This is a genomic window from Mesorhizobium sp. WSM4821 (genome assembly GCF_055901555.1).
Genome location: NZ_CM148371.1, coordinates 6,022,305 through 6,036,165 on the forward strand (window position 1 = coordinate 6,022,305; position 13,861 = coordinate 6,036,165).

12 protein-coding genes are annotated in these 13,861 nt (G+C 60.6%); 8 read left to right on the top strand and 4 right to left on the bottom strand.

Features of this window, described 5'->3' with window-relative positions; all coding sequences use genetic code 11:
- Positions 1–122: 122 nt before the first annotated feature.
- From AC0NID_RS29465 to eglC, 3 genes are all read right to left on the bottom strand, one after another.
- Positions 123–1,433 (bottom strand): HlyD family type I secretion periplasmic adaptor subunit, encoded by a 1,311-nt coding sequence (locus AC0NID_RS29465; protein ID WP_473457061.1) that lies wholly within the window; start codon positions 1,431–1,433, stop codon positions 123–125.
- Positions 1,433–3,178, bottom strand: a complete 1,746-nt coding sequence (locus AC0NID_RS29470; RefSeq protein WP_473457060.1) for a type I secretion system permease/ATPase — start codon at positions 3,176–3,178, stop codon at positions 1,433–1,435. Before AC0NID_RS29470 ends, AC0NID_RS29465 begins: the two co-directional genes overlap by 1 nt.
- Before the next feature lie 97 nt (positions 3,179–3,275).
- The gene (gene eglC / locus AC0NID_RS29475; RefSeq protein ID WP_473457059.1) at positions 3,276–4,667 is read right to left on the bottom strand and encodes an endo-1,3-1,4-beta-glycanase EglC; all 1,392 of its coding nucleotides are present in this window, start codon (positions 4,665–4,667) and stop codon (positions 3,276–3,278) included.
- Between the two features lie 181 nt (positions 4,668–4,848).
- Here eglC and AC0NID_RS29480 point away from each other — a divergent pair, with 181 nt between their 5' ends.
- The 8 genes from AC0NID_RS29480 to AC0NID_RS29515 all read left to right on the top strand — a co-directional run bounded on the left by AC0NID_RS29480 (position 4,849) and on the right by AC0NID_RS29515 (position 13,259).
- The gene (locus AC0NID_RS29480) at positions 4,849–5,610 is read left to right on the top strand and encodes a nucleotidyltransferase domain-containing protein (RefSeq protein WP_473457058.1); all 762 of its coding nucleotides are present in this window, start codon (positions 4,849–4,851) and stop codon (positions 5,608–5,610) included.
- Between the two features lie 482 nt (positions 5,611–6,092).
- Entirely contained in the window at positions 6,093–6,848 is a 756-nt protein-coding gene (locus AC0NID_RS29485) for an ABC transporter ATP-binding protein (protein ID WP_473457057.1), read from the top strand.
- The gene (locus AC0NID_RS29490) at positions 6,841–7,587 is read left to right on the top strand and encodes an ABC transporter ATP-binding protein (RefSeq protein ID WP_473457056.1); all 747 of its coding nucleotides are present in this window, start codon (positions 6,841–6,843) and stop codon (positions 7,585–7,587) included. The genes AC0NID_RS29485 and AC0NID_RS29490 overlap by 8 nt, the downstream gene beginning before the upstream one ends.
- 47 nt (positions 7,588–7,634) lie before the next feature.
- Positions 7,635–8,831, top strand: coding sequence for an ABC transporter substrate-binding protein (locus AC0NID_RS29495; RefSeq protein ID WP_473457055.1), 1,197 nt, complete (start codon positions 7,635–7,637; stop codon positions 8,829–8,831).
- Between the two features lie 69 nt (positions 8,832–8,900).
- Entirely contained in the window at positions 8,901–9,788 is an 888-nt protein-coding gene (locus AC0NID_RS29500) for a branched-chain amino acid ABC transporter permease (protein WP_473457053.1), read from the top strand.
- Positions 9,788–10,771 carry a branched-chain amino acid ABC transporter permease gene (locus AC0NID_RS29505; protein ID WP_473457051.1) on the top strand — a complete coding sequence of 328 codons (984 nt, stop codon included), beginning with the start codon at positions 9,788–9,790 and terminating at the stop codon, positions 10,769–10,771. Before AC0NID_RS29500 ends, AC0NID_RS29505 begins: the two co-directional genes overlap by 1 nt.
- A 492-nt stretch (positions 10,772–11,263) precedes the next feature.
- Entirely contained in the window at positions 11,264–11,905 is a 642-nt protein-coding gene (locus AC0NID_RS29510; RefSeq protein ID WP_473457049.1) for a helix-turn-helix transcriptional regulator, read from the top strand.
- A gap of 1 nt (position 11,906) precedes the next feature.
- Complete coding sequence (locus tag AC0NID_RS29515) at positions 11,907–13,259, top strand: HipA domain-containing protein (RefSeq protein ID WP_473457048.1); 1,353 nt, start codon at positions 11,907–11,909, stop codon at positions 13,257–13,259.
- Here AC0NID_RS29515 and AC0NID_RS29520 read toward each other — a convergent pair.
- Complete coding sequence (locus AC0NID_RS29520; RefSeq protein ID WP_473457047.1) at positions 13,252–13,434, bottom strand: hypothetical protein; 183 nt, start codon at positions 13,432–13,434, stop codon at positions 13,252–13,254. The two genes, AC0NID_RS29515 and AC0NID_RS29520, sit on opposite strands and share 8 nt — an antisense overlap.
- Positions 13,435–13,861 lie beyond the last annotated feature (427 nt).

Consider the following 13,861-nt stretch of genomic DNA (forward strand, 5'->3'; position numbering starts at 1 on the left):
GGCAGGGCGTTCGGATGCGCCATGTTGCCTTGCCGTTCTTTGAGGCGCCCGGCTGGCGCCCGGCGAAGAACTTCAGGCAGCGGCGTGCTCGGCGACCGCGCGGCCCGACGGGAGCACACAACTCACTCTTCTCTGAATGCCCGCTGGATCTGATCGGTCAGAGGTTTTACGAGATAGGACAACATCGTGCGGCTGCCGGTCGAAAAGAAGACTTCGACAGGCATGCCCGGCGCCAGAACCAGGCCTTTGAGCCTGGTAAGTTCGGTGCGTGGCAGGCTGAGACGCACAGTATAGAAGCTGTCGCCGCTTTGCTCATCGATACTGAGATCCGGCGAGATCTCACGCACCACACCATCCAGCTCTGGCGTTATCCGCTGGTTGAAGGCCGAAAGCCGCAAGGTTGCGGTCTGCCTTGGCGCCAGCTGATCGATATCCTGCGGAGCCACACGCGCCTCGACGGTGAGATCGTCGGTGACCGGCACAATGAGCATGATGAGCTCTCCGGGAGAAATAACGCCACCGACCGTGTGCACATCGAGCTGATGAACGACGCCGGTCTGCGGACTGCGTATATCGATCCGCTTGAGCTGATCTTGGGCCGAAACCTTGCGCTCGACGAATTCAGAGAGCTTTGCCTGGACTTCACGCAGTTCGGTCGCAACCTCGCTTCGCAACTCCTGATCGATCTGGATGATCTGCAAACGGATTTCGGACGTACGGCCCTTCGATTGCGCTATCGACGCAGTGAGCTGCCCATGTTCGCCTTCCAGCCGGACGGCATCGCGTTCGAGCGCGGTTATGCGGTCAATTGAGACCAGCTTGCGTTGCCAGAGTGTGCGCATCCCCTCAAGCTCAGACCCGATCAACTCGATTTCACGGCTTTTGGCATCTCTTTGCTCGGTCAGGCCGGAAACTTCTTCGGCGAGCTGAGCGATACGCTCCCTCAGCTGAGCCTTCTGACCGGCGCGCGCTTGCCGGCGAAATTCGAACAACGATTTTTCGCCGGCCATCGCACGCTCGATATCAGGATTGTCTTGGCGAGAGGTCAGCGAAGATGGAAAAGCGATGGTGTCGGTGCCGCCGCGCTCGGCCTCGAGGCGCGCCAAACGGGCCTCGAATTCGTCCAGGCTCTTGGTGACGATCGCCAGATTGGCGCGCGTGACGGTCTCATCGAGGCGGATCAAAACCTGGCCTGCCTGTACGGAATCGCCTTCTCGTACCAGGATTTCACCGACAACGCCGCCCGTCGGATGCTGTACCTTCTTGACGCTGGAATCGACGACCAGCTTTCCCGAAGCAATGACTGCCCCTGAGATCTCGGTGACCGCGGCCAGGCTTCCCGCGCCGCCAAGCAGAAGGATGCACACTGCCACCCCACCAAGCAGATAGCGCCGAATGGTCCGGTCAATCGCGGATGCGGTGCGTTGTGCCATCAGGATGCAGATCCTTCAGGACCAGAGACGACCTTCAGAGGAACGCCTCCCGGACGGGTCACCTTGTTCAAGACATCATTCTTGGGGCCAAACACCTGGATGCGGCCATTTGCCATGACCAGGATTTGATCCAGGCTTGCAAGCGCGCTCGGCCGATGTGCCACCACGACGGCGATGCCGCCGCGTGCACGCACACCCTGGATTGCTTCCGTCAAGGCGGCTTCGCCTTCCGTGTCAAGGTTGGAATTCGGCTCATCGAGGATGACCAGGAACGGATCGCCATAGAGCGCCCGGGCGAGCGCAACCCGCTGCCTCTGGCCAGCCGAAAGCGCCGACCCGGCCTCGCCAATCCGCGTCTCGTAGCCTTCCGGCAGATGGGTGACGAGATCATGAACGCCGGCTGCTCGCGCAGCCTCGAGTATCTTGTCCGATGGCGCTTGCGGTTCGAAGCGCGCGATATTCTCGGCAATGGTGCCGTCGAACAGTTGCACGTCCTGCGGCAGATAGCCGACATGATTGCCCAGTTCTTCCGGCGACCATTGATCGAGCGTTGCGCCATCCAGCCTGACGGTTCCGCGGACTGGGAGCCATATGCCGGCAATCGCACGCACGAGCGATGATTTGCCCGAAGCGCTCGGTCCGACGATGCCGAGGCCGGCGCCTTTCTCCAGTGCGAAGGTGACGTCTTGCACGATCATACGGGGCACGCCCGGCGGCATGACGCTGAGGCCTTCGACCGAAAGGGCGGATATCGGCGCCGGCAGCGAGACGCTTGTCGTGGTTTTGGGCAGCTGCGCCAAAAGCTGCGTCAGCCGGGCCCATGCCTGGCGCGCGGTGACGAAGCCCTTCCAGTGGGCGATAGCCAGTTCGATCGGTGCGAGCGCCCGGCTCATCATGATCGAACTGGCGATCATGATCCCGGCCGTGGCTTCCTGATGAATGACCAGGTAAGCGCCAATCGCCAGGATGCCCGACTGCAGCATCATGCGCAGCACCTTCGAGACCGTTCCCAGCGTCCCGGCCAGATCGCTGGCCTTCGCGTTCGTGTCCAGATAATCGGCGTTGACGCCGGACCAGCGCTCGGCGATGCGCGTGCCAAAGCCCATGGCCTGCAGCACCTCGGCATTGCGACGCGTCGCCTCGGCAAGCGTGTTGCGCGCTGCGGCCTGGCCGTTGGCCCTTCTCGCAGGCTCTCTTGTACGCGCTTCGGCAAACAAGGTCAGGCTGAAGAGTATGACAGCGCCGGCCAGTGCCGTCATCCCGATCCAGAAGTGGAACAGGAAGCAGATTGCGAGATAAAGCGGCATCCAGGGCAGGTCGAAAAGCGCGATCGGGCCAGCGCCCGACAGAAACGAGCGCACCTGGTCCAGATCGCGTAATGACTGAAGGCCATCGCCCGCAAGCTTGGTGCGCAGCGGCAAATGCATAAGGGCGGTATAGACCTGTCCGCTCAATTTCGCGTCCAGGGCCATTCCAATACGCACGAGCAGCCGCGACCGGATGAGCTCAAGAACGCCCTGAAAAACAAACAGAGTGCCGGCAAACACCGCAAGCCCGATAAGCGTCGGCACACTGCGGCCAGGGATGACGCGATCATAGACCTGAAGCATGAAGAACGAGCCGGTCAGTGCCAGAACATTGACGACGCCGCTCATCAAAGCAATTCCCGCCAGCGCTCGCCGGAAGGAAGCCAGAACCGCCGCGAGGGTTGTTCGCGGCGGCGCGGATGGGTGGGGATGCGACATCGCCTTCACATCAGTCCCAGTTCAGTCTCAGGCCGCGATGATTGCGCCCGAGGCCTGCCGAGCGTGTCCGTGCCGAACCCACCGTAGTGTATTGCGCCTAGATAATCCAATCGTTCAACGCATAGGCATGGATGTAGTCGATCTGCATTTCTGCAGGCGTCGCAAGCCCGTCGGCGGGCGCTCCCGCGAGGCCACCAACCCCCATATTCACGACCATATACATCGGATCGTGCATGTCGGCAGGCGTTGCGGCGCGTGCAACTTCGACGTCGTCGAAATACCAGACGAGTTCGTCTTCTGTCCACAGCACCCCGTAGGTGTGGAAGCCTTCGGTATCCGCGGTATAGGCCGTCGCGCCGACTTTCGTGTGAGTTCCCGTCGCGTTCGAGTGGGCCGTCAGAATGAGACTGTTCGGATTCTGGCCGAACCTCTCTATGACATCCAGTTCCGGTGGCCAGGAGCCGTCCGCCGGGAGAAGCCAGAAGGCCGGCCATGCACCTTGTTTTTCGGGCATGTCGGCGCGAATTTCGAAATAGCCGTAGGTCTGCGTGAAGGATTCGTAGGTCGTCAGCACACCTGACGTGTATTTGTAATTGTTTATATAGGGCCGGATCGCCGCTGGAGCCTGGGCGGCGGTAATCGTGAGAACACCGTCCTCGACGCTGAATGGGTTGACGGAACTCGTCGGGGCGTAGTCGGTATCAATGTACCATTGAAGCTCATTGGTGGTCGTGATCGAGCTGCCGTTGGCGGCTCCCCACGGGAAGTTCGAGTCCCAGGTGCCGCTCGTGCCATTCCACAGGTTCAGCGTGTCGAACTCATCCGAAAATGTAAGTTCCAGAGCCGACCTGTCGACGGCCAGCTTGAACTGACTTGCGCTGAACTCGCCGATGGTCTTGTTGGCGAAGACGAGAAACTCGGTATCGGACAGATTAAGTCGAACGTTGGCCCCCGACTGAACCATGTTGGCGCGCACCTCGTCGAAGGAGGTGAAGCCGTAGCTCCCGACGCGCACAGAATCTTCGGCGCGAAAGTCAAGGATCAGGTCACTGCCGTTACCTTCGGTGACGACGAAAATGTCCGCCCCGGATCCCCCCTTGAGCACGTCGTTGCCCTTTAGGCCGTCGATCGTCTGTTGGCCGGAGCCGCCGGTAATGATGTTGTCCAGCGCGTTTCCGAAAGCATAGCGTTTGTCGCCCGTGACCGTCAGGTTCTCGAAATTGGCTGGAAGCCTATAGCTCATCCAGGTCGAGATGGTATCGATACCCTCGTTGGGCAGCTCGACCGCCTTGTTTTTCGAGGAATACAGATAATAGATGTCATCGCCCTTGCGGCCATACATTGTGACGGTGAAGTTGCCATCGGCGTACATCGAGTCATTGTATAGGCTGCCGTAAAGGGTTGAGCTGGAACTCGTCGCCGAGTACCACTTTACGGAGGACCCGCTGTAGGGGAGTGGAACGCCCTTGGCGTTCAATACACTGGCCATCCCGGTAACTTTCTCCTTTGTCTTGCTCCAGTATCAGCCCTAACATTTATCGGGGCTAAATGAGCCACCGCTTTCTCGACTTTCGAGTTCGGGGGTTACCAGACGGTTAAAACATTGCGGACATCCCATGATCCTGAAATTGGCAAACGGAGTCTAGACGAGGCCGGGCTCGAACACTGCGATGCATGTCAATAGCGAGCGCGGCGTGAAAGTATCGGCAAAGGTTTTTCAGAAACGTTCGCAGCAATCGACGCATGGCCGTCATGGCCGGTCGGCACGCCACCCGAGTCGCGACCCGATGCGGCGAGCGGACCATTGTTATCAAATCGGGCTTTTCCTGCTTCAACTTCACGTCAGGGACGACGATCGAGATCGTCGCACGACAGGCCCCCTGGTTGTCACGATGGGAGCCGCGATGCAGGCAACGGAGAATTCCGATTTCGCCGGCCTGGAGCCCCGTCGCGGCCGCCCGTGCGAGCGTGCGCTTCGGTATTCCAACATTCGCGTCATAGTCGCTGACGCGGTCTTCGCAGTTCGGCCGAACGTACTCGCGGCCTGGATTTACGGCAGCGTGGCGAGGGGCGAGGACCGTCCAGACAGCGATCTCGACATTGCTGTGGTTTCATCGTCCGAGAAGCTGGAAAGCGCGCTCCAAGAAATCCGTGAGACGCTGGTGACCCACGGTGAAGAGCTTGGCTTCAATCCTTCGGTGGTGGGACTCACTCCGGAGGATGTGGCAAGGCTGTCGAGCATGGGAGACCCGTGGTGGAAGGGGGTCGAAGCTGATGCCCTTGCCTCTTCGGTTCACGCCCGGACGAACTCGCAACTAAAACTCGCCAGAAGGCATCGGCATGACCAGAAAAGCCACGACGAAAGCAGTCGAAAAGGGCTTCGGAGACGGGCGGTTGCGGATCGCTCGCTCATTTTTGAAGGCTGCTCGTAATCGAGGTGGCGATGTCTGAAACGGGTGACATCGCAAATCCGGCTATGTCGCAGATCGTGAATACGGCAATCGCATACGCCGATGCGCTAGCTGCCCGATTTGCAGGAAAGATCAACCGCGTCTCTGGTGGCTTTTGCTACCTTATGCCGTAGGCGAAAGTCCGAGCTCCAGCAGGCTGTCAACGGCATATTCGGACTCAACCCCGCGCTGGGCGCGTCGCGGATAAGATTAGGATATCAAGCCTGACTGCTGTCAATTGAGCCTGATTGGATGCGACTTTAACCGAAGCGTTTCGCGAAGTTCAACGCCTCTGAGAAATTGCAGCCTTGACGCGATGTGCATTAGGTCGTTTGTTTGCGGGCGGGAAAGCCACGGGAGGAAACCATGGAAGTCACCCTGGGGGCGGACAGCCTCGCAGCGCGTTTCCACGTTTTCACGCCGATGTACGTCTTCACGCCGATGACGGGCAAAGGCCGCCGCGCATGAATTCCGGAGCAATCCTCCAAGCAGCGGGATTAACTAAGGAATTTAAGGGTTTTGTCGCTGTCAACAATGTAGACCTGACGGTCGAGCGTGGATCGATCCACGCGCTGATCGGTCCCAACGGCGCAGGCAAGACGACCCTCTTCAACCTGCTGACCAAATTCCTGCAGCCGACGCGCGGCGCGATCCGCTACCAAGGCCGGGACATCACCAGGATGCAGCCGGCCGACATCGCGCGGCTGGGCCTTGTGCGCTCCTTCCAGATATCGGCAGTGTTTCCGCACATGACGGCCCTCGAGAATGTCCGCATCGCGCTGCAGCGCCGGCGCGGCGACAGTTTCGATTTCTGGCGCTCCGAGAAAGTGCTCGCCAAATTCAATAGCGAGGCCGCGGACCTTCTCGCCGATGTCGGCCTGACCGAGTTTTCAGATATTCGCGCCAGCGATCTGCCCTACGGCCGCAAGCGCGCGCTCGAGATCGCGACGACGCTGGCGCTGAACCCCGAAATGCTGCTCCTCGATGAGCCCATGGCCGGCATGGCGCAACAGGACATCGAGCGCATCTCGGCGCTGATCCAGCGCATCTCCAAGAACCGCACCATCTTGATGGTCGAGCACAATCTTTCGGTCGTCGCCTCGCTGTCGAACCGCATCACCGTGCTCGCTCGCGGCAAAGTCCTTGCTGAAGGCGACTACGCTGCCGTTTCCAAGGATCCGCGCGTTATCGAAGCCTATATCGGGGCCGGACATGACTGAAGTTGAACTTGCGAGCAGGCCGGCTGTTGCCGTTTCGGCAAGACCTCTGCTGCGCGTCGATGGCCTGCAGGGCTGGTACGGCGAGAGCCATGTGCTTCACGGCGTGAGTTTCGAGGTTGGCCAAGGCGAAGTGGTGACGCTGCTCGGCCGCAACGGCGCCGGCAAGACGACGACGCTGAAGGCCGTCATGGGCATCCTTTCCAGGCGCTCGGGCTCGGTCACCTATGACGGCCGGGAGACGATCAAGCTGCCGTCGCGGTTGATCGCGCAGCTGGGCATCGCCTACTGCCCAGAGGAGCGCGCCATCTTCTCCAGCCTCTCGGTCGAGGAGAATTTGATGCTGCCGCCGCAGGTGCGCCCCGGCGGGCTCACCGTCGAGCAGATTTTCGAGCTCTTCCCAAACCTGAAGGAGCGGCTTTCGAGCCAAGGCACCAAGCTTTCGGGCGGCGAACAGCAGATGCTCGCCATCGGCCGAATCTTGCGGACGGGCGCGAAGCTCTTGCTGCTCGACGAGCCGACCGAGGGGCTTGCGCCCGTCATCGTGCAGCAGATCGGCCGCACCATTGCCCGGCTGAAGGACGAGGGATTCACGATCGTGCTCGTCGAACAGAATTTTCATTTCGCCGCGTTGGTCGCGGACCGGCACTACGTGGTGGAACAGGGGCGCGTGATCGACACGATCCCCAACGGCGAACTCGACGCCAACATCGACAAGCTGCACGCCTATCTCGGTGTCTGAGGCAATCATCAACGGCGCGTTGCGCCGCAACTTGGAGGGAAGTAGCGATGAAGAAAATGGGTTTCATTCTGGCTTCAACGGCGAGCCTGCTGATGGCCGGCGCGGCCTATGCGACGGACGTCAAGATCGGCGTTTTGAATGACCGCTCCGGCATCTATGCAGACATCGCCGGCGAAGGCTCCGTCATCGCGGCCCAGATGGCGGCGGAAGACTTCAAGGCAGCGGACAAGGGCATCAATGTGTCGGTCATCTCCGCCGACCACCAGAACAAGCCGGACATCGGCTCGAATATCGCCCGCCAATGGTACGACACCGAAAATGTCGATGTCATCGCCGACGTGCCCACCTCGTCGGTGGCGCTCGCCGTCAATGAGATCACCAAGGAGAAGAACAAGATCTTCCTCGCCTCGGGTCCGGCCTCCTCCGACCTGACCGGCAAGGCCTGTTCGCCCAACACCGTCCACTGGACCTACGACACCTGGGCGCTTGCCAATGGCACGGGCTCGGCCATGGTCGCGCAGGGCGGTGATAGCTGGTTCTTCGTCACAGCGGACTATGCCTTCGGGCACGCGCTCGAGCGCGATACGTCGGCGGTCGTGGAAGCATCGGGCGGCAAGGTGCTCGGCGCCGTCCGCCATCCTTTCCCCGGTCAGGATTTCTCCTCCTTCCTGCTGCAGGCGCAAGGGTCAGGTGCCAAGGTCGTCGGCCTTGCCAATGCCGGCGGCGACACGATCAACGCGGTCAAGCAGGCGTCGGAATTCGGCATCACGCAGGGCGGCCAATCGCTCGCCGCCCTGCTGATGTTCATCAACGACGTGCATGCGCTTAGCCTGGAAGTGGCGCAAGGCCTGGTGCTCACCGGCGCGTTCTATTGGGACATGAACGATCAAACGCGTGAATTCGCTGCCCGCTTCCAGGAGCGGAATGCCGGACAGAAGCCTTCGATGATCGAGGCCGGGGTCTACGCTTCGGTCCTGCATTATCTCAAGGCCGTCGAGGCCGTCGGCGACAAGGATGCGGCCAAGGTCATGGCCAAGATGAAGGAAATGCCGACGGACGATCCGCTGTTCGGCAAGGGCACGATCCGCGCGGACGGGCGCAAGCTGCACGACATGTATCTGTTCCGCGTCAAGAAGCCGGACCAATCGAAAGGGGCGTGGGATTATTTCGAGACCGTGGCCACCATTCCGGCCGACAAGGCGTTCCGCCCGCTGGCCGACGGCGACTGTCCGCTCGTCAAATAAGCGAACCTCGCCAACGACGCGCCGAGCCGCTCGGCGCGTCCATTCGTCGACAAGTCAACTGGAGCGACCATGTTCGAACTCCTTGGAATTCCGCCGCAAGTCCTGTTCGGCCAGTTGCTGCTCGGACTGATCAACGGGTCCTTCTATGCGGTTCTGAGCCTTGGGCTGGCGGTCATCTTCGGTCTCTTGAACATCATCAACTTCACGCATGGCGCGCAGTACATGCTGGGCGCCTTCGGCGCCTGGATTCTGCTCAACTATCTCGGCGTCGGTTACTGGTGGGCTGTGCTCATCGTCCCGCCGATCGTCGGCGTCACCGGCATCGTCCTCGAGCGCGTCCTGATCCGACGGCTCTACCATCTCGACCATCTCTACGGGCTGCTTCTCACTTTCGGCCTGGCGCTGATCATCGTCGGCTTCTTCCGCCAGTTTTTCGGCGTATCCGGCCTGCCCTACCCGCCGCCGCCGCTTCTGACCGGCGGCCACAATCTCGGCTTCATGTATCTGCCCAATTCGCGCGCCTGGGTGATTGTAGCTTCGCTGATCGTGTGCCTGGCAACCTGGTTCGTCATCGAAAAGACCCGGCTTGGCGCCTATCTCAGGGCAGCGACGGAGAACCCGACCATGGTCGGCGCGTTCGGCATCAACGTGCCGCTGCTGGTCACGCTGACATATGGTTTCGGCGTCGCACTCGCGGGTTTCGCCGGCGTGCTCGCCGCGCCGATATACGCAGTCAATCCGAACATGGGGGCAGACCTGATCATTGTCGTCTTCGCCGTCGTCGTCATCGGCGGCATGGGTTCGATCCTGGGCTCGATCCTAACCGGCTTCGGGCTTGGTCTGATCGAGGGGCTGACCCGCGTGTTCTATCCGGAAGGTTCGGCCGTGGTGATCTTTGTCATCATGGCACTCGTGCTGCTGGTCAAGCCAGCCGGCCTGTTCGGGCGGAGCGCGTGATGGCAATCGACACCAGCCCAATCGCTATCGCCGCCATCACGTCCGTTGGCACCGCCGGCATGCCGCGCCATCATCTTGCGATCTTCGCCGCGCTGTTCGTCTTCCTCATTGTCGCGCCATTTGTGCTTTATCCAGTCTTTGTCATGAAGGTGCTGTGCTTTGCGCTGTTTGCCTGCGCCTTCAACCTGTTGCTCGGCTTTGGCGGGCTCCTCTCCTTCGGCCATGCTGCCTATTTCGGCATGGCGAGCTACGTTTCGGCCCATGCGGCAAAGGTGTGGGGCTTGACGCCGGAACTCGCCATTGTCGCCGGCACGCTGGTGGCAGCCGTGCTCGGTCTCGCCATCGGCTCGCTCGCCATTCGCCGCCACGGCATCTATTTCGCCATGGTGACGCTCGCGTTTGCGCAGATGATCTATTTCTTCTCGCTGCAGGCGGCGTTTACCGGCGGCGAGGACGGTATCCAGGCCGTGCCGCGCGGCTATCTGTTCGGGCTGATCGACCTGCGCTCAAGCCAAGTGCTCTATTTCTTCGTGCTCGCCATCTTCTTTGCCGGCATATTGCTGATCTACCGGATCATCCATTCGCCGTTTGGGCAGGTGTTGAAGGCGATCCGCGAGAACGAGCCCCGCGCGATCTCGCTGGGCTATCGGGTCAACCGCTACAAGCTCGCCGTATTCGTGCTGTCGGCCGCGCTAGCCGGCGTCGCCGGCGCAACCAAGGCGATCGTGTTCCAGCTGGCGTCGCTTACCGACGTCTACTGGACCATGTCCGGCGAGGTCGTGCTGATGACGCTGCTGGGCGGCATGGGCACGGTGTTCGGACCGATTGTCGGTGCGGCAGTCATCGTCACGATGCAGAACTACCTCGCCACATTCGGCGACTGGGTCACCATCGGCCAGGGCACCATCTTCGTCGTCGCGGTGCTGTTGTTCCGGGAAGGCGTCGTTGGCGTTTTGGCAAAATGGATCCGCAAACCGCTCTGAGCAGGGCACGAGACCGGAGGCCCGGTTGCCGGCCAGGCCAGGCAGCGCCACGGGGAAGACCGGCGTCAGGAACGGGGTCGCTGGCATCCATCCCATCTACACAGGAGCCGACTCGGCAGTTCGATGCCGCGCGCGAGAAGGTGCGCCTTGCAACGCTTCACCTATCGCCGACAGCGCGCAAGATTTCCGAGCCATCTGCTGCGAAGGCGTCTAATCGATCGGAAATCTCGCAAACAGCCTTGTCAGGCCCCTTCGCGTGACTGATGCGTCGCGCTATTGGATTTTCGCGGCACGGGTTACCTTGACGTCGTTCAACCCCTTTTAGGGCAATCGCGATTTCCGGTGCCTGCCGCGGCGCGGAAGACCTGTTGGGCATCGCCAAACCCGCGAAATGCTCCCGTACGGGCGCAAATCCGAATGCGCTCCCGAGCGGGAACAAGCAGCCTTGAAAGTCCCCCGTAGATAGACTATGTACCCGCTCGGGAGCAGTCGATGGTCGAAAAAGCGTCTAAATCTCGGTCTGAATTGAATACCCCCGGCGCTGGGGACTTGGCGCGCGCGATAGCGCAAGCCGGAGCGACCCAAGATTTGGCCAAATACATCGCCCAGATCAACACGCCAACTGATGCGCTCAGCGCGGGTCTCTCTCTAAGCAACGAACTCACAAGGACAAACCAAACAGCGGCTGACATCGCCAAGGCCCTGTCACACTATAACGTTTTGAGCGATCCGACCAAGAATATAGCTCTTCCTTTGAAGGTGAATCTCGATTTACCGGACATGTCTCGGACGATACAGGCATCCTTACCGAGGCTGCTTCCGGAGCCAGGTGGTTTGCGTCCGCGAGAGGAAAGCGCAAAGGTTGTCCACGATCCGAAAACGGTGCCGGGGACGAATGTCTCTACAGTCGATATAGCCGGTGTCGAGATCACTTCGCCCGAGGATCTAGGACTGTTGATCCGCCGAGCCCGCGAAAAAAGAAATCTGTCGCAACAACGATTCGCCGACCTGGCAGGTGTGGGACGCCGGTTCGTCTCAGAACTGGAGAACGGCAAGGCGACGCTGGAATTGGGCAAGGTCCTGAAAGTCATGCGCGCCGCCGGCGTGTCGATATTTGTCCGGAATCGCCGATAAGATGGAAGCGCTTGCCCTCGACGTTCGCCTTGACGGCTACGACGATCCTGTCGGCGTCCTCGTCCGCGACGACAGAGGAGCGGTAGCGTTCGCCTACAAAGCAGAATATGTGTCTGACCCGGACGCCACGGCGCTGTCGCTGTCTTTGCCTCTCAGCCCTGAGCCCTACGAAGACGTCGTCACCCGTCCATTCTTCGACAATCTCCTTCAGGAGCACTATTCAGCGCTCGCGGACATCATGGCACGAGAGGGGCTCGCACGCGACGACATAGCTGGCTTGCTTCTCCATCTTGGAAAGGACTGCGCTGGAGCCCTGTCTGTCCTGCCTATGGGGGCTCCACCCGTAAAACTACCTGGAGACTACCACCACGACTACTCACCGATAGCGCCGGGGCGGCTGGAAGCGATTGTCGACTCGCTTCACAAACGTCGGCGCCTGCCAGAGGGTACGGAAGACCCGTCGCCTCTGGCAGGCGTGCAAAGCAAGATCGCGTTAACAGTCCTGCCGGACGGCAGACTCGCTGAGCCTAATCCGGGCACCGGCGCCCCAACCACGCATATCCTGAAGGTTCCCGACCAGGAGCACCTTCAAGACGCACGCCTCGAAGCCGAGGCAATGGATCTCTCCCGAGCCTTGGGATTTGAGACGGCCGAAGCTGTTGTGACGCCTGTTGCCAACATAAACGCGCTGCTTGTCACGCGCTTTGACCGGGGTCTCGACAGGCAGGGAAAGATCGTTCGAATCCATCAGGAGGACTTTGCACAGGCGCTCGGTTTGCCCGCGTCACTAAAGTACGAACGACGTGGTGTGGAAGGCCGCCGTTACGACGTCTCTGGCATCCGTAGAGTTCTCGAAGCGACCAACGATCCGGTCGGCGAAAAGGACAGGTTCATCCGGGCAACCCTCTTCGATCTGCTAATTGGAAACGCAGATGGGCACGCAAAAAACTTCGCGCTCTTGTTCGAGAGGGGGCAGCGACCACGCGTGGCACCACGATACGACATCCTGCCGACACGGCTAGATGACAGCCTGACCGACGAGCTCGCATACAGCATTGGCCCTGCCCGCAGAATTGAGGAAATATCAGCTCAGGACTTCGAAGAATTTCTTCGCGTGATGGGAGTTGACGGCTCCGCAGCACGGCGTCGCGTCAGAACGCGTTACAGCGATGAAATCGCGTCTGCCTTGGCTGCTCAGCTAGACGGACTCGATCAACACGGCATGAAGAGGTTCGCCGACCTGATTGCTTCAAACATCAGGACCCTGCTTGGCAATTTCGAACTCGATGTCCCAGGCGCGGCAAAGGAGCGCGACGCATTCATGGGTCGCGCTGGAGGCTGGCTTCTCAGCTGACATTCTCTTGCTGACAAGGGCTTTGGATCGAGCGGCTTGCTGGTACCGATGCCGGAAGGTTAGAGCGCGACGAGAAGGCGAAGACGTCCATGGCGGCATAAACGTCGGCCAGATCGGCGCCTTCGACCACGCTCAGCACATGGCGTCTATCCTGAAGACCAGCCTCGTCCAGCATCCGGCGCGCGCATCCAGCGGCCTGACGAGACCGGGAATCCCGACTTCGCCGGACGCCGCTGGTGCTCGCTGGGTGTCCGGACTGCGGAAGATCAAATTTCGATCCTCCGAGAGCGTGACAAACCGGACCTTCAGATCCCTTTCTCGCGGCCGCGCCGATTCAGGATGCTCGCGTATGTGTGAATCTTCGCGATGTGGGCAAGCACCTCGGCCTTGCTTGGCCCGCGAACTATGACTGCCCAGTCGGTCGAGGACGGGCGGGTATCTATTCCAAATGAACGTGACATGGTCTGATCTCCTGTGGGTTCGGTTGTGACGCCTTCTCGGCGCTATGGGAGATCGCAGCATCGCGGTGAAGCAAGCGTTTGAAGGCCCGTCGTTTCGCCGATCGCAGATCTGGTGCTGTTCACCACTGGCTGACGCAAAAA